The organism is Pseudomonas sp. JDS08PS003 (assembly GCF_045013505.1).
Classification (GTDB): domain Bacteria; phylum Pseudomonadota; class Gammaproteobacteria; order Pseudomonadales; family Pseudomonadaceae; genus Aquipseudomonas; species Aquipseudomonas protegens_B.
In genome coordinates this window covers 4621598-4639153 of the sequence record NZ_CP120724.1, presented here as the reverse complement: position 1 = coordinate 4639153, position 17556 = coordinate 4621598, and the positions used below count along the sequence as shown (strand labels likewise).

The window sequence follows — 17556 nt, the reverse complement described above, 5'->3', positions numbered from 1 at the left end:
CCTCTATCAAGAATTAAAAGTCATGATAAACAATGGCTTGAGTAGACTTTGCGGTACTGATTGCTGGCGGTTTTTTCGGTGATAGATTGCATTGATCAATCAGTTGCAAATAGCGATTGGACGCAACTTTTAATCGCTCTTAGTCTTGCCGCCAATAACTCCTTAACGGTCGTTTGTGGCCGCGAATTACAACTAAGACCTATAGGTCGCAACCGTCGATAGAGGCTGTGATGTCAGATCAAGTATTGGTGGATGGCTTTGCTCGACGGGTCGACTATTTACGTATGTCGGTGACCGACCGATGCGATTTCCGCTGCGTGTATTGCATGGCCGAGGACATGCAGTTCCTGCCGCGCCAACGCATCCTGACCCTGGAAGAGCTGTACCAGCTGGCCCAGCGTTTCGTCGCCCTGGGTACGCGCAAGATCCGCCTCACCGGGGGCGAGCCGCTGATCCGTCCCGGGGTGGTGCAACTGTGCGAGCGCATCGGGCAACTGCCGGGGCTGCGGGAGCTGTGCATGACCACCAATGGCTCGCAACTGGGCAAGCTGGCGGCGCCGCTGTTCGAGGCCGGGGTCAAGCGCCTCAACATCAGCCTCGACAGCCTGGACCCGACGCTGTTTCGCCAACTGACCCGCAGCGGTGACCTGTCCCGGGTCATCGCCGGCATCGACGCGGCCAACGCCGCGGGCTTTGAGCGCACCAAGCTCAACTGCGTGGTGATGAAAGGGCGCAACGACCAGGAGATCAACGAGCTGGTGGCGTTCGCCATCGACCGCGGCCTGGACCTCTCGTTTATCGAGGAGATGCCCCTGGGCACCATCAGCGAGCACAGCCGCAGCGATGCGTTCTTTTCCAGCGCCCAGGTCCGCGAGCGGATCGCCGAGCGCTACACCCTGATGGAGTCCGCCGAGTCGACCCAGGGGCCGTCGCGCTACTGGCGCCTGGCTGAGGCGCCGCAGATCCGCCTGGGCTTCATCTCGCCCCACAGTCACAACTTCTGCGGCACCTGCAACCGCGTACGGCTGACGGTGGAAGGGCGCCTGCTGCTGTGCCTGGGCAACGAACACTCGGTGGACCTCAAGGCCGTGCTGCGCGCCCATCCCGGCGATGCCGAGCGCCTGCAGCGGGCCATTGTCGAGGCGATGAAACTCAAGCCCTACCGTCATCACTTCGAGCTCAACGACGAGGTCCAGGTGGTGCGTTTCATGAACATGACCGGCGGCTGATCGGCCCGCTGTCGCTCTCTTCTCTGGTTTACAGGTCGTGCCCCGATGATCGTCAGATCCAAACCCAACCTGATCAGCGTGCTGATCTCCCTCAAGGGCTCGATTGCCAAGCGCATCGCCTTGCGCAGCCTGCTGGTGACCCTGCTGGCCTCGGCCATCGTGCTGATCGAAACCCTGCACCCGGCGTACTTTTCCAAGGTCAATGCCACGCCTTTCACCTTGCTCGGGCTGTCGCTGTCGATCTTCATGAGCTTTCGCAACAACGCCTGTTACGACCGCTGGTACGAAGGGCGCAAGGCCCTGGGCGCGGTGCTTACCGAGGTGCGTTCGCTGATCCGCGAAACCCAGGTGCTCGGCGATGCCCAGGCCCGCAGCAGCATCCTGCGGGACCTGTGCGGTTTCGCCCACGCCCTCAAGGCCCGGCTGCGCCAGGAGGACGAGTTGAGCGCGGCAGGCACCTGGCTCAGCCATTGGCCGGCGGCCCGGACGCCGAACCTGCCGGACAGCATCCTGCGCCAGGTGTCACGCCAGTGCTCGGCGCTGGCGACTTCGGGCGTGATCAGCGAGTGGCGCTACCTGCTGATTGCCAATCTGCTGTCCGGGATCACCGCCGCGCAAACCACCTGCGAGCGGATCAAGGGCACGCCGCTGCCGTTCCCCTACACCTTGCTGCTGCACCGCACCAGCTACATGTTCTGCATCCTCTTGCCCTTTGCCATGGCCGAGCCCCTGGGCTGGCTGACGCCGATCTTCACCGCCATCGTCAGTTACACCTTCTTTGGCCTGGACGCCATTGGCGACGAGCTGGAGGACCCCTTTGGCCACGATGAGAACGACCTGCCGATGGACGCCCTGGTGCGCACCCTCGAACGCGAGATTCTCGACGCCCTGGGGGCCACTGAACTGCCGCCGGCCCTGGTGCCGGTGGACTATGTCCTGAGCTGATCCACTGTCTTTTTCCGAGGTTGCACATGAACGAACTCACTCACCTGGACGCCCAGGGTCGGGCCAGCATGGTGGACGTCAGCGCCAAGCCGGCCACTGACCGCGAAGCCCAGGCCCAGGCCTGGGTGCGCATGCTCCCGGCGACCCTGCAACTGATCCAGGACAACGGCCACCCCAAGGGCGACGTGTTCGCTGTGGCGCGCATCGCCGGGATCATGGCGGCGAAGAAGACCCACGAGCTGATTCCCCTGTGCCATCCGCTGCTGCTCAGCGGCATCCGCGTTGAACTGCAAGCGGTGCCGCCGGACCGGGTACGGATCACCACCTGCTGCCGCCTCAACGGTGCCACCGGGGTCGAGCTGGAGGCCATGACCGCCGCCAGCGTGGCGGCGCTGACGATCTACGACATGTGCAAGGCAGTGGACCGGGGCATGGTCATCGAGGGCCTGCAACTGCTGAAGAAGCAGGGCGGCAAATCAGGGCTGTTCATCGCTGGAGACACGCAATGATTCTGGTCAATTACTTTGCCCGCTACCGCGAACAACTGGGCAGCGGCGGCGAGAAGCTGCCGCTGGACCGCGACTTGCGCACCGTCGATGACGTGCGTCGGCTGCTGATGGCCCGGGGTGAAAACTGGGCCGCTGTGCTGGGGGAGAACAGCCTGATGTGCGCGCTGAACCAGGACCTGTGCAAGCTCGATGCGGTGATCGAGGACTTCGATGAAATCGCCTTCTTTCCCCAAGTGACCGGAGGCTGAAGCATGAGCGTTCAGGTGCAGACCCAGGCCTTCAACCTTGAGCAACTCAACGCCGGATTGCAGGCCGGCGATAGCCGTGTCGGCGCCGTGGTGACCTTTGTCGGTTATGTACGTGACCTCAACCTGGGGGAGGCGGTACAGAGCCTGTTCCTGGAACACTACCCGGGCATGACCGAGCGCTCGCTGCAGGGCATCGTGCAACAGGCCCAGGAGCGCTGGCCGCTGAACCGCGTGAGCCTGGTGCATCGGGTGGGCCTGCTGCAGGTGTGCGAGCCCATCGTCTTCGTCGGCGTGGCCAGTGCCCACCGGCAAGCCGCCTTCGAGGCCTGCGCCTTCATCATGGATTACCTCAAGACCCGCGCCCCGTTCTGGAAGCGCGAAGTCACCCCCAGCGGCGAACGCTGGATCGACGGACGCGAGAGCGACCGGCAGGCTGCCGAACGTTGGTGTGCAGAGCGTTGAGCTTATGCCGGTGAGTGAGGCTTGAGGGAAGGGGGGAACAACGCCGGATGCCTGTCATCCGGCGTTGTGCATTTACACCGGGCTGTAGATCCGCGGGGCGTTGCGGTGGGGCACGTGAATCAGGTTCAGGTGGTGCTTGTTGGCCCATTGCACGGTCAGTGCGGTAGGCGCGGAGAGGCTGACCAGGGTGCCGAGACGGGCGCGCACGGCCTTGTGGATCAGTTCCAGGCTGCAGCGGCTGGTGACCACGGTGAAGCCCCGGCGGCCGTCGATCCCGGCGTTCAGCAGGGCGCCGATCAGCTTGTCCAGGGCGTTGTGGCGGCCGATGTCTTCCTGGCACAGGCGCACGTCACCCTGTTCGTCAAAGTACAGCGCCGCATGCAGGGCACCGCTGCTGCGGGCCATGTGCTGGGCCTGTTCGATGCGCTCGCGCAGGCCTTGCAGGTGTTCGGCGCAGGGCAGCGGCGAAGGTTCGAGGATCTGCAGTTGCGGTAGCGCCTGTTCCAGGGCTTCCACGCCGCATAAGCCACAGCCGCTGGTTCCGGCCATTTGCCGGCGATGGTCCTTGAGGGCCCAGAAGGCCCGGCTGGAAATCTGCACATCGGCCTGGCAGGCCTGGGGAAAGTGGCTCAGGCGGATGTCGTAGATTTCGCTGAGGTCACTGACGATGTCGTTGGTGATGCTGAAGCCACGAATGAAGTCTTCCAGGTTGCCGGGAGACACCATCATCACCGCCTGGCTCAGGCCGTTGTAAGTGATGGCCAGGGCAATTTCCGCAGCCAGCGGCGCCTCGGCCACCCCGCCCTCGGGGCTGTATTCGCGATAGGCCACGCGCTGCGGCGCGGGCGCCGGTGCATTGGCCTCGGGCTGTTGTTCCGTTTGTTCGATACGGCAAACCATGACGACACCTCAATACAGTCGATTCACTCCGGGGCACGCTGGCCCCGGGGGCGTTCATTCGGCCTTGATGGCAAAGAGTTTCCTGGCTTCGGCAAAGCACTTTTCGGCAATCGCCGAGCGCGGCTCGGTCTTGCGCATCACCAGGCCCAGGGGCGCCAGCACGCTGGCATCCGGCAGCTGGATAAAGGCCAGGTTGTCGATGGGCGAATCCAGGCCGCTGTCCAGGGGCATGATCGAGCAGCAGAAGCCTTCGTGAATCGCCTGGAACAGCTGGTAGGTGGAATCGCTCTCCAGGATCGGCGTCGGGTTCAGGCCGCGGCTGCGAAAGCTCAGGTCGATGGACTTGCGATAGTGCATGCCGGTGCTGAGCATTCCCAGGGGCAGTTCGGCGGCGTCCTCCCAGCTCATCTCGCTGCCTTCGAAATGAAAGTGCCGGGTGTCATAGAGCAGGCCGACCCGGGTCTCGCCGATCTCGAAGAAGTCCAGGTAGTTGGGGTTGACGTGGTCCAGGTAGCAGACCCCCAGGTCCAGCTGGTTGTTGCCGATGTCCTCGATGATCCGGTCGGAACTGGCGGACGACAGGCTGAACTTGAGTTCGGGAAAGCTCGCCGAGAGCTTCTGCACATAGCTGATGGGGTTGAAGCCGCTCAGCGGCACCAGGCCCAGGCGCAGGTTACCCACCAGTTGCCCGCGACAGGCAGCGGCTTCGGCGAACAGTCCGTCGTGGGCCGCCAGCAGGGTCTTGGCCCAGGCCAGCACCCGCTCGCCGGCCTCGGTGAAGCCTTCGAAGCGCTGGCCTCGGGTCACCAGGATCAGGTCCAGTTCGTCCTCAAGGTTGCGCAGGCGCATGGACAGGGTCGGCTGGGTGATGTGGCAGCGCGCGGCGGCCTGGCCGAAGTGCCGGGTCTGTTCCAGGGCGATGAGAAACTTGAGTTGCTTGATGTCCACAATGGCACCTGTTGTGAGGAAATCGGAGTCAGTATTAACGCAGGTGTCCGGCCTATGGAAAGGCCTTCAATCTTCCCGGGCCGGACCTTCGGGGAACACCTTCGGCGTTCAGGCCAAGGGCCTGGGGTCTGTTTCAGACAGTAGTTCAGGGGTGTTGAAATTGCTCAGTCGCGGGTCGTCCGCGGCGCAGGGCAGGGCGCTCAGTCCATGGGGTGCCAGGGCCCGCAGCAGGCTGCGTTCACCCAGGTTCCAGGCTTGGCGCACGCTCGCTGCCAGCGCCGTGGGAATCAGGCTGAACATGGGTTGCCAGTACCCGGCCTGTTGCACCATCAGCGGATGAGGGGCGTCCTCTGCGCGAGCATCCAGCAGCGCCTGGATCAGCGCGCTGTCGATCCGCGGCGCGTCGCAGGCCAGCACCAACAGCCAGGGATGCCGGGCCACTGCCAGGCCTGCCAGCACGCCCGCCAGAGGGCCGGGAAAGTCCTGTTGTTCATCCGCCACCAAACGATCGGCATAGGACCGGTACTGCTCGGCGTTGCGGTTGCAGGAAATGATCAGGTCATCGCTGAAGGGCCGCACCACCGCCTGCACATGGGCAATCAGCGGCTGGCCGTGCCAGGTCGCCAGGCCCTTATCCTGGCCGCCCATGCGCGAGCCGCGGCCACCGGCCAGCAGCAGGATCGAGCAGGGCAGGGAACAGGCGGGTGCAGGCTGGATCGGGGTCATGGCGGGACGCATATCAAGTAGGTGGCGCAAACGATGGCATTGTCCTTCGGGCACGTCCAATCGGAACTGTTGAATGGCCGATTGATCCGGCTTATCAACGCGCCGTTGCCTGGGGCCAGACGATAGAGCGCCTCGATAATCCGGTCAGCCAGAACGATTAGACAGCCGCGCTTTCGGGCCTTTAGCCTGCACCCATGGTTTTTATCTTGCCGGTCGGAGAGTGACATGAGCGTGAAGTCGGATGCGTTGTTTGTACCCTTGAACATGGCCGTGCTGACGGTCAGCGATACCCGGGAATACGCCACGGATACCTCCGGGCAACTGCTGGTCAGTCGTCTGCTGGAAGCCGGCCACACCCTGAGCGAACGGAACCTGCTCAAGGACGATCTGTACAAGATCCGCGCCCAGGTGGCGGCCTGGATCGCCGATGAGCGCATCCAGGTGGTGTTGATCACCGGCGGCACCGGCTTCACCGGCCGCGACAGCACCCCCGAAGCGGTGAGCTGCCTGCTGGACAAGCACATCGACGGTTTTGGCGAGCTGTTTCGCGCCATCTCGATCCTCGATATCGGCACCTCCACGGTACAGAGCCGGGCGCTGGCCGGACTGGCCAACGGCACCCTGGTGTGCTGCCTGCCGGGCTCCACCGGGGCTTGCCGCACCGCCTGGGAAGGCATCCTTGCCGAGCAACTGGATGCCCGCCATCGGCCGTGCAATTTCGTGCCGCACCTCAAACCGGTGCAGGCCTGCGAGTCCCGGGGATGAGCCAGGGCCACTTGATGTCGCTGGAAGAAGCACTGGCCAGCCTGCTGGCCATGGCCGATACCCAGCGCCTGCCAGAGAGCGAAACCCTGGCCGTGGATGAAGCCCGGCAACGGGTGCTGGCCACTGACCTGGTGGCGACCCTGGACTTGCCGCCCTGGCCTAACAGCGCCATGGACGGCTACGCCCTGAACCTGCAGCACTGGGACGGTGAGCCATTGCCGGTCTCGCAGACGGTGTTTGCCGGGCAGCCCGGCGACCCTTTGCAGCCGGGTACCTGTGCGCGGATCTTCACCGGTGCCCCGGTGCCCGCTGGCGCTGACTGCGTGGAGATGCAGGAGAATGTCGAGTGGCTGGAAGATGGCCGGGCACGCTTCACCCAGGCGCTGAAACCGGGACAGAACATCCGTCCCCAAGGCCAGGAGAACCGGGCCGGTGAGGTGCTGTTGCAAGCCGGCAAACGCCTGGGGGCTTTCGAACTGGCGGTGGCTGCCGCTCAGGGCTGCACCGAGCTGCAAGTGGTGCGCCGTCCGCGAGTGGCGTTGCTGTCCACCGGCGATGAGCTGCTGGAGCCGGGCATGCCCATGCGTCCGGGTTGCATCTACAACAGCAACCGCACCTTGCTCCGCCACTGGCTCGACACCCTGGGCTGCGAGGTCATCGACGCCGGGATTCTTCCCGACCAGCCACAGCAGACTCGGCTCAGGCTGGAACAGTTGCAGCACGGCGCGGACCTGATCCTGACCACCGGTGGCGTCTCGGCGGGGGATGCCGACTGCCTGGGCCAGGTGCTGAGGAACAACGGTCGGCCGCTGTTCTGGAAGCTCGCCATCAAACCCGGAAAACCGCTGACGGTGGGCCACTTCGGCCAGGTGCCGGTGATCGGCCTGCCGGGCAATCCGGCCTCGGCCCTGGTGACCTTCGGCCTGCTGGCCCGGGCCTACCTGTTGCGGATTCAGGGAGTGGAACAGGTCGCGCCCTTGAGCGTGCCGGTCAGCGTGGCCTTCAACTGGCCCAAGGCCGGCAGCCGTCGGGAATACCTGCGGGCACGCCTGGAAAACGGCCGCGCCGTGCTCTATCCGAACCAGAGCTCGGGGGTCCTGCTGGGAGCGTCCTGGGCCGATGGCCTGGTGGAGATCCTTGAAGGCCATACCCTGCAGGTGGGCGACTCGGCGCGTTTCATTCCCTTCAGCGAGTTGTTCTAGATTCCCGGTGCGAGGCGGGCCGTGGCGTGCTGTTTTGATGCGCCAGGCCCACCCTGACCGGCACCTGAGCAGGGCGGTTGTTCAGGCGCTTGAATCTTCGTGCCTTTCAACAGCAACGGGACGCCTGGATACACATTGAATGGCTCATTGGGCGAGCCATCGACGATGGCGTTTTCAACCAGATAGCGGGTGTTGCCGGTGGCAAAAAAACGCGCACCCTCGGCCTCACAGCGCACCTCAAGCCGAGCCGTCTCTTTCAGCGGTAATTGGCGCACCAGTGCACTGAAGGCGAGGTTGATCACTACGCTGCCGGCGATATTCGTTTGCTTGGGGTCCAGCAGGTTCATGACCGGCTTTATGTCCAGGCGGTAAACCTGCTCCTGCTCCACCGACTCAAGGGGTTTCAAGGTGACGGTCTTGCTCTGCCCCGGGGCGAGCTTGAGCTGGAAGGGCGAGGCATAGAGCTGGGGCCGGACCGTTTGGGTGATGGGTTCAAGGCGCTCATCCGCCAGCTCGACCCCCGGGTTGATCAGTCGCGACAGGCTGATCGAGACATATTCAGGACGCTGTCCCTTGTTGGTGATTTCCACCGTCATCGGCGTGTCCCGAACCTCGCTGATCTGGGGTTGGATATCGATGAGTGCCAAGGCCGGCGCAATCATCGCCAACCACGACAACAGCACGTGCGTACACAGGTTAAAGAGTTTCATGAGGTTCCCATGGGAAGGACTAAAGCCAGGCCGGCGGCCCTTGCTAGGCACGGCTGCGAACGGTACGGATCAAGGGTCGGTAATCACCGGCTCGAAGGTCAGCGACAAGACCCCGCTGTAGGCGCCGGTGGTCTCCTTGAAACTGCCATCGGGTGGATAGGCCGAGACCGTCAGGCCGTAATAGCCGGTGGAGTCTTCTCCGGGCGCTGGCCGGGGAGGGTTGTTGAATTCCGTGCCCAGGCCGACCGCCAGGGTCTTGGGCATCTCGCCTTCTGCGCCCAGGTTGATTTTGGGGCGCAGGAACACCTGTGCGGCGTTGCTGGCGTTGCGAATCTGCAACGGTTCATCCAGGCGCACCTGGAAGACCCCGGTGGACGAGACAATGCGCAGCCGCGCCTGCACTTCGTAGGGTGTGTTCCAGCCTCCCAGTTGCACCATCTCCAGGCCCTGATCGAACCATCCGCCCTGGTCGTCGGTGACGAACAGGTTGTTGTTCGGTTTCAGGTAGGCGCTGATCTTGCTGCTGGTCTTGCCTTGCAGGATCACATCCGCCGGCGCCAGGGCCGGGAGCGTCCCCAGGGCCGCCAGCCAGCAGGCGATTACTGTTTTGTTCATGTGCTACTCCAGATGGGCCGGGGAACGGTGGTTCGCCGCCCGCTGATAAATCACCACGCCATAACCCACACTCACGGCCAGGGGCGCCGGCTGTCCGGCGTCCGTACCGGCCTCCACGATCAGGCGCTCCCGGGGCCTGAAGGTAATGCGCCAGACCTGATTGCTGGTGGGGGTCTTCAGGGCTTTCAAGGTCATCCGGTACTTCTGCCCCGGTGCCAGTACCAGCCGACCGGGGGTGACCAGCAAGCTGGGCCGCTGCACTTCATGAATGGCTAGCAGGTGCTCGGGGGACTGCCCCGGGTTCAGCACCAGCCGCTGATCCACTTCCAGGTACAAGGGGGTATCGCCGGTGTTCTGTGCATAGAGCTCGCCCTGAGGTTCGTCGGGGGTGAAGCGCAACTCTGTGCGAGACAGTTTCAGGACGCCGGCTGCCAGGCCCGCGGGTGACCAGAGCGACAGCAAGAGCAGAAAAACCACGATGGGATAGTTCATCGGCAGAGGTGTTCCTAGGGCTTGGCCACGATGGTGAAGGTCAGTACATCGCTGTACGCCCCACCTTTCACCCACTTCTCGGCCAATGTCCTGAACGTCGGCACAAAGCAGGTGCGGCCGTCGGAACTCAGGGACAACAGGGCATTTTGGGTGTTGGGCAAGGGCACCAGGGTGCTGCCACTGTTCAGCGCTACCGTGTACGGCACGGTTTGCGAGCTGTCCTCGAGGTTCCTGAGCTGGTAGCGGCCGTTGGCCGAGAGGCCGTTTTCGTTGCTCGCGTTGATGATGAACTTTTGATAGGTGATGAACTTCGATCCGTCATAGGTGAAGCACAGCTGATCCTGGCTGGCGTTGAAAGTCTTCAGGGTTTCCTCGCCCCTGAGCAGCTCACCCAGATCCCAGTCCGGCGCCGTCATGGTGATGGTCGTATCCACAGGCGGAGGAGGCAGGTCCGGGTTAGTCAGCACGCGACAGTCGCCGCCCTTGGTGGTTGATGACAGGTAGGCCAGACCGTTGCTTTCGCCCACGTCATTGCTATTTGTGTAGTTGCCTGCGCGTATACCGACGGCAGGCCAGGCTGCGATATTTGAGTTGTCGACCTGTACTTCAACGGAGGCGGTAATGGGGCTCAGGGTTGTCCATGAGCCAGAGCTGCCGCGATAGATGACGTAGTCCTCCCCGGTGTAGGTTCTCGAGTATTTATTTCCGTCGAGCGTCAGATTCTTGGCAACTGTGGAACTGGTTTTAAGCTTGCCATTGGCGTCGTAGGTGTAGATGAGAACTCCCCGTGATTCAAACGTGTTGCCGTTGGTATGACCCGATGCTGTCTTGTAGCTGATGGTCACCTGTAAAGTGCTGGTGCCATTGCCGTTGTCCTTGAAGCTACAGTTGCTATAGCTGTTGCTCAGGTCGCTGTATTTCAGGACCAGAGCGGATGCCTCGCCCGCTCCCAGCGCCAGGTAGGCCAGCAACCCAGAGCAAAGCAATTTCCAGCTCCAGCCCTTGAGGGGCAGGGCGGTGCTTGGAGTGATCCTGACCGGTGACCGCTGCTGTGTATCCATCAGGGGCATTCCAGGGTCTGTGGCTGATCATTGCTCAGCAGGCTCAGGCGCTTACCGTTGAAGTGCTGGGGCGTTCCAGGGAACAAGGCCACCTTGCGTTTGTGCGAGCCGCGATCCACCTCGACTTCCGACAGCACCAGGCGGACGTTGCCGGTGTTCTCCAGGGTCAGGCCCGTGGCATCGCAGCGATGTGACCAGCCCGATTGCTGTTTGGCCGGCGGCGGCATATGGCGCACCAGCACGCCGTAACCCACGGCCACCGACATCGGCGCGCTGATCTTGTCCTGGGGGGCTTCTTCCACCTGCATGGAGCGCACCGGCACTACGTACAGGCGAAACAGTTCTTCGGCCCCCGGCTCGGCGAGGGACTTGAGGCTGATGGCGCGACTTTGGCCAGGGCCCAGGGTGAGTTTGTCCGGGCTGGCAAGAATGCCCGGGCGATCGAGTTGCTGCAGAGGCACCTTGTGCTCCGGCTCCAGCCCCGGGTTCATCACCTTGAGCAGATTGATCGACAGGTAAAGTGGAGCGTCGCCGACGTTTCGCACGGTTACCGAGTGCTCGTGGTTGTTGTAGACCTTGAGGCTGGCGGGCATGACCAGCAACTCGCCCTCGGCCTGAGCCAGTGCAGTCCAGCTCAGTAGCGCCAGCAGCGTGGTACGCAGTGTCATGGTGGGTTCCTGTTTGGAGGGTTGGGTTACTGGCACGGGTAGTAGCTGCCTTTGACGGTACGTGTGAGGTCACACCGGTATTGGCGCCCCGGCTGTTCCACCGTGATGCTGTGCAGCACCGCCTTGTGGCTGATCGAGAACAGGCCGTTGGGATAGGCGGTATCACCGGTTTCGAGGATTCTGCCGCCCACGGGCCGGCCGCTGGCGTCCACCAGGAGGCCGCTGTAGACCATGTTGATGTCCACCTTGGCCCGGGCGTTGTACACCTGCCCGGGGTGGGCCCGGACGATGTTCGCCGGCACCTCGATGTTCATGTCCATGTCCTGGCTGGCACTCACGACTCGGGCAAAGGGCACATCGCCGTATTGGCCCAGGGGCACGGCGTAGGTACTGCCTCCCGCCACGGGGTGACCTTCCACGCTGAAGCCGTAGGGGGTGCCCTGGAGATCGGGGGTTTCCAGCAACATGGCGCTGCCACTGCTGCTGTAGCGTCCCAGGGCCATGCCCTGGCTATTGGCCGCGAGCATGCCGCGGTAGTTGAAGTCGAGGTTGTTGGCGTCATCGCTGTGGCCGACGTTCAGCGAGGCGTCGCCCCGGGTACCGGAGCGGCTGCCATAGGCGTTGATGTTGTTCATGCCATTGCTGCGATTGACGGTCAGGCCGCTGGAGGAGGTGCCGTAGCTGTCCTGGAAGGTTTTGCGGTAGTCAGCGGTCACCTGTGTCTGGCCGCCAAACTGCGCGGCGCGCAAGCTCGCCTGGGACCGATCGAGCATCCACGACATGTTGACGTAGAGGGTGTAATCGCTATCACCCGGCAGAGAACCGCCTTTTTGCACCCCCAGCGAAAACGTCGACCATAGGCCGTTGGGCCGGTAGTTCCAGCGTATTTCAGCCTGTTGGGTCTCGGCGCCACTGAAGGTTCGATAGTTGTAGGCGAACAGCACCCCCCCAAGGTTTTTACTGTACGAAAGACTGGTGCTGGGCGTTCCCCAATAGAAGCGCGATACCTCACGGCTTTGATAGCGACTGAGCATGAGGCTACCGAGCATCTCGTCGCTCAGGTTCAGGTTGACGTAGCCGCCTGAACCCCGCTCGCCAGACAACATCCCCAGCGTGGGTGACAGGTTCAGGCTGCCCACTGTGGTGGGGCGCGAGAGGTTGATCTCCGAAGCCCAGCTTGCACTGTCACTGGCCACGGCTGCCGCATTCAAATAGAGCTGGCTGAGGTTGCGACTCAGGGCGGCCTCGAACAGTTGTCCGCCTTCTTCCATATCCTTGCCCGCGGTGACGCGCCAGGAGTTTGCCCCTTCACCGGTAAAGTTCAGGTTGTTGACGTCCTGGGTTTCCTGGCTCACCAGACCGCCGTTGCGGTCCACCAGGCGAATTTCGATGGGATAGTAGCCACCCGGAAGATCGAGGAAGCTGATTTCATTGCGGCCTAGCGCAGCGGGGCGTTTGAGCACCAGACGTCCGTTGCGATAGAACTCGTAGTTGCCTTCGGCCGTGGAGAACAGCACCAGGGAACCGGCGTCACGGTTACTGCGCAGGTTGCCTTGGCTGCCCAAGGTCAAGAACTGGTCGAAACTGGGTGAGAGCACCGTGCTGACCGAGCCCGAGCCGAAGTCGATGCTGTTTTGCTTGCCGGCTCGCACATAGGTGTCGGCAAAGTTCTTCTGCAGGTAATAGGACGATATGCCCTGATCGCTGCTGCTCTGACCGTTGCTGCTGCGGCTGCGGTTGGCATACCAGTTCATATAGCCAAAGCTGCGCCCCGGTAAGCCGAGCCAGGTATTGCCGTTGAAGTTCAGGGCGCGATAACGGTCGGAAGAACCGCGCAGGTCCAGGGACTGATTGTTGATCAGGCCCCAGGAAGTTGTAGGCGCGAGATAGTCTTCGCGGGTATTGCGAATGCTCAGTGTACGCCGGGTTTTATCGAGGGTTACATAATGATCGGCCACGCGCAGGTCGCAACCGTTAGTGCATTGCTTATAGTTGATTTCGGTGAGAATGCGTTTGATTGTTCGCAGGTCTTCAAGTGCAATGCCATTCTCTCTGTATTGCGCCGAGTCGAACACCAGGCCACTCTGTTCCAGGGAATAACTGATAAAGCCGGGTAAGGTTCGACCATTATAGGTGGCGACATAACGTGCAGTATTTTCCATCTCCACCGCGCTAAAACCTTCAGGAACTCCATAGGTGATCTTTACTTGAGCGAGCGCTTGGGTCGAGACAAGCGAAATGACGCACACAAGAAGTCTGTGTAGTTGATGGGAAAGTTTATACGGGCGCATGCCTGAGTGTTTCCAGTGACAGCAAAGAAGAGCCCTCGGGAGGGCTCATGAGACGGGGCGCTGCGATTTAGCTGCCGGAGGCGGCAACAGGCTCGAAAAGCATGACCAGGTCGCCGCTGTAGCTGCCATCGGTGCTGGGGCCGGTTTCGGTCTTGGTCGGTGCCTTGGCGCTGATCTTCAGATTGTGCACTTCGTCATAACCACCGTTGCCGGCTACTGTCTGGGTCACTTTCAACGGCTTGCCGAAGGTCACTGCACCTTCGCCGCCGGCATGAAAAATACTGACTGTGGTGTTGGTCATCTCATAAGTGCCGTTGGACATTTTCAACGGTTGTGCCAGCGAAACATTGAACTCGCTATTTTTGGTCCAGACCCGGATCGGCAGAGTCTTGGTGAAAGCTTTCTGGGTTTGGTCCAGGGGCTCCAGTTCCTCAGTTTCATACCAGGTCGTGCCATCCGCTTTGGAAACAAACATGGCATCGTTGATTTGTGCGGTGAGTGTAATTTTTTTGGAGACGATGTTCGTCGAACTTGGCGCGGCATGTGCCATGCCAATAAGTGCACCGCTCAAGCCCATGGCGATGAGGATGTTTTTAAGCTTCATGATGACTTCCGTACTAAAAAGTGAGGCGGAAAAGTAACTTTATTATGTGGGTTACTTTTTGATATGCATGGGTGACTAGTAGTAAGTAACCCGCAATAATGATCGCTATTTTAGTTTTGGAAAGGAACAAGAAGGTTCTTGGAATTCTCCAAGAACCTCCTGAAAGCGGGGGTGATTCAATATGTTGTCAGGGGCGGAAGTGGCGTTGTTAAGTTGTTTTTATAATAAGGTCGGGTCTGTGAAAAGTGTTGTGCGAGCGGGTTGAAAAACTGAGTGACTGTCTGGCTAGTGTCCAGAAGTCACTCTGGACCGACGCTTGAGGGTTGCACTTGATTCAGATCTTCCAGTGCCGGGCGTTCTTGGCCAATCGCTGGCGCATCTCGCCCAGGGTCGCGGCCAACTGCCGGGTGAGCAGCCGGTAACCGTCCAGGGCGCTATACAGCGGCGCCTCCAGGGCGTTATCGGCATGGCCTTCCAGGGGTTTCTCCAGGCGCTGGGTGACACCCGTTTGCAGGGCCCGGGCCATGCCGATCAGCTGCACGCGGATTTGCCGGTGCTCGGTCTTGAGCGCCAGTTGCATCTGCGCCATGGCGTGCGGGTCGCTGGCGTCGGGGCGGGTGTTGCCGAGGATCTCCAGGGTGCTGATGCACATCCGCAGATTGCGCTGGATGGCGTCCAGCTCGGTCATGGAAATCCGCACTTCCTTGGACACCGAAGGCATCAGCGAGCGCAGTTGCAGCATGGCGGCGTTGACCCGGCCCAGGAGCTTGAGGTGTTCGTCGTCGGTCACCGATTGGCCTTGGATGATCCGTCCGTACAACTGCGCGCAGTCGCGCAAGGCGCTGGCCAGGTTGTAGCGCCAGGAGTACACCGCGTACAGCGGAATGGCGAAGGAAAACGCCAGGGCCAGGGCAATGCCGATGAGGATGTCCACCGCGCGCCACAGGCCGTCGCTGATCTGGTTGTCGCCATGGCCGGCGACGATGAACACTGTGATGGCCGCCAGCAGCGCGGTGTAACCGCCCTTGCCGATGGCGTGGTAGGAAAAGTAGCCGCAGACCGCCGACATCCCCAGGTAGGTCAGCCAGGGATGACCGAAGTACGCCTGCTGCACCACCAGCACCAGGCCGACCCCAGCACCCACCAGGGTGCCGATGGCCCGCTCGGCGGCTTTCTTGCCGATATTGCCGTGGTGCTGCAGGCCGCCGATCACCACCAGCATGGTCACCGAGGCCCACTCGCCGTGGGGCAGGTTGAGGCCGGTGGTCAACAGGATGGTGGCGATCAGGCCGAGGGCGACCCGCACCGCGTGGATCAGACGAGCGTGACGGTAGCGCCGGTACGGGTCCAGCACGGGACGCAGCAGGCGCTGCAGCAAGGGGGGCAGGTGGATGCCCCGCAGGTGTTTGAACGGGCCCAGACCGGTTTCTCCAATAGCTGATGAGTGGCTGATTCAGAGGCAGATTAAGGGAGGGGCTCGCCCCCTGGCGAGCCCGGCAACACTGTCTAGAAAATGTAGTCGGTGGTCAGGAAGCTGGAGTCGCGATTGCGGATGATGTCGCTGATCAACTGCTTGTTGCGCTCCTGGAACTTGGTGGCCACCAGGGTGCGGATCGAGAAGGTACGCAGGGCGTCATGCACCGACAGCGTGCCCTCGGCGGAGTTCTTGCGACCGTTGAAGGGAAAGGTGTCCGGCCCGCGCTGGCACTGGGCGTTGATGTTGATCCGCCCGACCTGGTTGGCGAAGGTGTCCACCAGTCGGCCGATCACTGCCGGGTCGCTGCCGAACAGGCTCAGCTGCTGGCCGAAGTCCGATTCCAGGACGTAGTCGATCACCGTGTCCAGGTCGCGGTAGGGCACGATGGGCACCACCGGGCCGAACTGCTCCTCGTGGTAGACGCGCATCTGCGGGTTCACCGGGTACAGCACCGCCGGGTAGAAGAACGAAGCCCGGGAAGCGCCGCCGTCAGGGTTCACCACCCGCGCGCCGTGGGCCTGGGCATCGGCCACCAGGGCATGCAGATAGTCGACCTTGGCGTTTTCCGGCAGCGGCGTCAGGGCCACGCCCGGCTCCCAGGGCATGCCCGGCTTGAGGCCTTGCAGCTTGGCGTTGAACTGCTGGATAAAGCGCTCCACCACGCTTTCATGGACGAACAGGATCTTCAGCGCGGTGCAGCGCTGGCCGTTGAACGACAGGGAGCCGGTGAGGGCTTCGCTGACGGCGTTGTCCAGGTCGGCGTCGGGCAGCACGATCCCCGGGTTCTTCGCATCCAGGCCCAGGGCTGCACGCAGGCGGTGGGGCTTGGGGTGGAGTTTCTTCAGGTCGCTGGCGGCCTTGTTGGTGCCGATGAAGGCGAAAATGTCGATCTTGCCACTGGCCATCAGGGCGCTGACGGTCTCGCGACCGCTGCCGTAGATGACGTTGATCACCCCGGCCGGGAAGCTGTCGCGGAAGGCTTCGAGCAGCGGGCGGATCAGCAGCACGCCGAGCTTGGCCGGTTTGAACACCACGGTGTTGCCCATGATCAGCGCCGGGATCAGGGTGGTGAAGGTCTCGTTCAGCGGGTAGTTGTAGGGGCCCATGCACAGGGCCACGCCCAAAGGCACGCGGCGGATCTGGCCGAGGGTGTCCTGCTCCAGTTCGAAGCGGCTGGAGCGCCGGTCCAGTTCCTTGAGCGCGCCGATGGTGTCGACGATGTAGTCGCAGGTACGGTCGAATTCCTTTTCCGAGTCCTTGAGGTTCTTGCCGATTTCCCACATCAGCAGCTTGACCACCGCCGTGCGCTGTTCACGCATGCGCGCCAGGAAGGCTTCCACGTGCTGGATGCGCTCGGCTACGCGCATCATTGGCCAGGCGCCCTGGCCGCGGTCGTAGGCGCGCACGGCGGCGTCCAGGGCGGTGAGGGCGGTGTCGGCGTCCAGCAGCGGTGTGCTGCCAAGTATCACCTGGGTGTCGCCCTCGGCGCCGCTCAGGTAGATCGGGCTGCGGACCTGGGCCAGGGGGCCGTTCCAGGTGCGCAGTTCACCGTCCACCAGGTAGTCGCGCTGCTCCACCGGCTCGGGCAGGCGATAGGCTTCGGGGATGTCGGCGGCAGCAGGAAACAGGTTGTTGAGGACATTGGCTGTGGTCATGACTCTACCCCGTGTTGGAAATGGCTCCGGCGCGGTGACAGCGGCGGCA

General features: G+C 62.4%; 19 protein-coding genes. 7 read left to right on the top strand and 12 right to left on the bottom strand.

Annotated elements, in window-relative coordinates; all coding sequences use genetic code 11:
- Positions 1-230 precede the first annotated feature (230 nt).
- The 5 genes from moaA to moaE are packed head-to-tail and all read left to right on the top strand — an operon-like array spanning position 231 to position 3393.
- On the top strand, positions 231-1229 hold the full coding sequence (moaA, locus tag P7C00_RS20490) for a GTP 3',8-cyclase MoaA (protein WP_404937249.1): 999 nt from the start codon (positions 231-233) through the stop codon (positions 1227-1229).
- A gap of 45 nt (positions 1230-1274) precedes the next feature.
- Positions 1275-2174, top strand: coding sequence for a bestrophin family protein (locus P7C00_RS20485; protein WP_102881610.1), 900 nt, complete (start codon positions 1275-1277; stop codon positions 2172-2174).
- 26 nt (positions 2175-2200) lie between these two features.
- On the top strand, positions 2201-2683 hold the full coding sequence (moaC, locus tag P7C00_RS20480; protein ID WP_346635257.1) for a cyclic pyranopterin monophosphate synthase MoaC: 483 nt from the start codon (positions 2201-2203) through the stop codon (positions 2681-2683).
- On the top strand, positions 2680-2931 hold the full coding sequence (locus tag P7C00_RS20475) for a MoaD/ThiS family protein (protein ID WP_404937248.1): 252 nt from the start codon (positions 2680-2682) through the stop codon (positions 2929-2931). The genes moaC and P7C00_RS20475 overlap by 4 nt, the downstream gene beginning before the upstream one ends.
- Before the next feature lie 3 nt (positions 2932-2934).
- The gene (gene moaE, locus P7C00_RS20470) at positions 2935-3393 is read left to right on the top strand and encodes a molybdopterin synthase catalytic subunit MoaE (RefSeq protein ID WP_404937247.1); all 459 of its coding nucleotides are present in this window, start codon (positions 2935-2937) and stop codon (positions 3391-3393) included.
- 72 nt (positions 3394-3465) lie between these two features.
- Here the strand turns inward: moaE and fdhD are convergent, their stop codons facing one another.
- From fdhD to mobA, 3 genes are all read right to left on the bottom strand, one after another.
- Complete coding sequence (fdhD, locus tag P7C00_RS20465) at positions 3466-4293, bottom strand: formate dehydrogenase accessory sulfurtransferase FdhD (protein ID WP_404937246.1); 828 nt, start codon at positions 4291-4293, stop codon at positions 3466-3468.
- 54 nt (positions 4294-4347) lie between these two features.
- On the bottom strand, positions 4348-5241 hold the full coding sequence (locus P7C00_RS20460; protein ID WP_346635261.1) for a LysR family transcriptional regulator: 894 nt from the start codon (positions 5239-5241) through the stop codon (positions 4348-4350).
- A 108-nt stretch (positions 5242-5349) separates the two neighbouring features.
- Entirely contained in the window at positions 5350-5967 is a 618-nt protein-coding gene (gene mobA / locus P7C00_RS20455) for a molybdenum cofactor guanylyltransferase MobA (protein ID WP_404940056.1), read from the bottom strand.
- Positions 5968-6192: 225 nt separating this feature from the next.
- On the opposite strand from mobA, the gene moaB reads away from it, so the two are divergent.
- The gene (moaB, locus tag P7C00_RS20450; RefSeq protein ID WP_102881605.1) at positions 6193-6732 is read left to right on the top strand and encodes a molybdenum cofactor biosynthesis protein B; all 540 of its coding nucleotides are present in this window, start codon (positions 6193-6195) and stop codon (positions 6730-6732) included.
- The gene (glp, locus tag P7C00_RS20445; RefSeq protein WP_346635262.1) at positions 6729-7934 is read left to right on the top strand and encodes a gephyrin-like molybdotransferase Glp; all 1206 of its coding nucleotides are present in this window, start codon (positions 6729-6731) and stop codon (positions 7932-7934) included. Before moaB ends, glp begins: the two co-directional genes overlap by 4 nt.
- Here glp and P7C00_RS20440 read toward each other — a convergent pair.
- The 9 genes from P7C00_RS20440 to P7C00_RS20400 form a co-directional block, all read right to left on the bottom strand.
- Positions 7931-8644, bottom strand: coding sequence for a hypothetical protein (locus P7C00_RS20440; protein WP_404937245.1), 714 nt, complete (start codon positions 8642-8644; stop codon positions 7931-7933). The genes glp and P7C00_RS20440 overlap by 4 nt on opposite strands.
- 69 nt (positions 8645-8713) lie before the next feature.
- Positions 8714-9259: a hypothetical protein gene (locus P7C00_RS20435; RefSeq protein WP_404937244.1), complete on the bottom strand. Its 546-nt coding sequence runs from the start codon at positions 9257-9259 to the stop codon at positions 8714-8716.
- A 3-nt stretch (positions 9260-9262) separates the two neighbouring features.
- Positions 9263-9751: a hypothetical protein gene (locus P7C00_RS20430; RefSeq protein WP_404937243.1), complete on the bottom strand. Its 489-nt coding sequence runs from the start codon at positions 9749-9751 to the stop codon at positions 9263-9265.
- Positions 9752-9765: 14 nt separating this feature from the next.
- Positions 9766-10812, bottom strand: a complete 1047-nt coding sequence (locus tag P7C00_RS20425; protein ID WP_404937242.1) for a hypothetical protein — start codon at positions 10810-10812, stop codon at positions 9766-9768.
- Positions 10812-11480, bottom strand: coding sequence for a hypothetical protein (locus P7C00_RS20420; RefSeq protein ID WP_404937241.1), 669 nt, complete (start codon positions 11478-11480; stop codon positions 10812-10814). The genes P7C00_RS20425 and P7C00_RS20420 overlap by 1 nt, the downstream gene beginning before the upstream one ends.
- A 26-nt stretch (positions 11481-11506) precedes the next feature.
- A complete protein-coding gene (locus P7C00_RS20415) occupies positions 11507-13642 on the bottom strand; it encodes a TcfC E-set like domain-containing protein (RefSeq protein WP_404937240.1) in 2136 nt (711 codons plus the stop codon).
- A 196-nt stretch (positions 13643-13838) separates the two neighbouring features.
- Positions 13839-14375 carry a CS1 type fimbrial major subunit gene (locus tag P7C00_RS20410; RefSeq protein ID WP_346635269.1) on the bottom strand — a complete coding sequence of 179 codons (537 nt, stop codon included), beginning with the start codon at positions 14373-14375 and terminating at the stop codon, positions 13839-13841.
- A 334-nt stretch (positions 14376-14709) separates the two neighbouring features.
- On the bottom strand, positions 14710-15753 hold the full coding sequence (locus tag P7C00_RS20405) for an FUSC family protein (protein ID WP_346635270.1): 1044 nt from the start codon (positions 15751-15753) through the stop codon (positions 14710-14712).
- Between the two features lie 128 nt (positions 15754-15881).
- A complete protein-coding gene (locus P7C00_RS20400; RefSeq protein ID WP_404937239.1) occupies positions 15882-17507 on the bottom strand; it encodes an NADP-dependent glyceraldehyde-3-phosphate dehydrogenase in 1626 nt (541 codons plus the stop codon).
- Between the last annotated feature and the right edge of the window lie 49 nt (positions 17508-17556).

Excerpts from the sequence above, each read along its gene's own strand:
- P7C00_RS20410 (WP_346635269.1), bottom strand. The coding sequence starts at position 14,375 with ATGAAGCTTAAAAACATCCTCATCGCCATGGGCTTGAGCGGTGCACTT.
- moaE (WP_404937247.1), top strand. The coding sequence starts at position 2,935 with ATGAGCGTTCAGGTGCAGACCCAGGCCTTCAACCTTGAGCAACTCAAC.
- P7C00_RS20435 (WP_404937244.1), bottom strand. The coding sequence starts at position 9,259 with ATGAACAAAACAGTAATCGCCTGCTGGCTGGCGGCCCTGGGGACGCTC.
- P7C00_RS20485 (WP_102881610.1), top strand. The coding sequence starts at position 1,275 with ATGATCGTCAGATCCAAACCCAACCTGATCAGCGTGCTGATCTCCCTC.
- P7C00_RS20475 (WP_404937248.1), top strand. The coding sequence starts at position 2,680 with ATGATTCTGGTCAATTACTTTGCCCGCTACCGCGAACAACTGGGCAGC.
- glp (WP_346635262.1), top strand. The coding sequence starts at position 6,729 with ATGAGCCAGGGCCACTTGATGTCGCTGGAAGAAGCACTGGCCAGCCTG.
- P7C00_RS20425 (WP_404937242.1), bottom strand. The coding sequence starts at position 10,812 with ATGGATACACAGCAGCGGTCACCGGTCAGGATCACTCCAAGCACCGCC.
- P7C00_RS20420 (WP_404937241.1), bottom strand. The coding sequence starts at position 11,480 with ATGACACTGCGTACCACGCTGCTGGCGCTACTGAGCTGGACTGCACTG.
- P7C00_RS20400 (WP_404937239.1), bottom strand. The coding sequence starts at position 17,507 with ATGACCACAGCCAATGTCCTCAACAACCTGTTTCCTGCTGCCGCCGAC.
- mobA (WP_404940056.1), bottom strand. The coding sequence starts at position 5,967 with ATGACCCCGATCCAGCCTGCACCCGCCTGTTCCCTGCCCTGCTCGATC.
- P7C00_RS20440 (WP_404937245.1), bottom strand. The coding sequence starts at position 8,644 with ATGAAACTCTTTAACCTGTGTACGCACGTGCTGTTGTCGTGGTTGGCG.
- P7C00_RS20415 (WP_404937240.1), bottom strand. The coding sequence starts at position 13,642 with ATGGAAAATACTGCACGTTATGTCGCCACCTATAATGGTCGAACCTTA.
- fdhD (WP_404937246.1), bottom strand. The coding sequence starts at position 4,293 with ATGGTTTGCCGTATCGAACAAACGGAACAACAGCCCGAGGCCAATGCA.
- moaC (WP_346635257.1), top strand. The coding sequence starts at position 2,201 with ATGAACGAACTCACTCACCTGGACGCCCAGGGTCGGGCCAGCATGGTG.
- moaA (WP_404937249.1), top strand. The coding sequence starts at position 231 with ATGTCAGATCAAGTATTGGTGGATGGCTTTGCTCGACGGGTCGACTAT.
- moaB (WP_102881605.1), top strand. The coding sequence starts at position 6,193 with ATGAGCGTGAAGTCGGATGCGTTGTTTGTACCCTTGAACATGGCCGTG.
- P7C00_RS20430 (WP_404937243.1), bottom strand. The coding sequence starts at position 9,751 with ATGAACTATCCCATCGTGGTTTTTCTGCTCTTGCTGTCGCTCTGGTCA.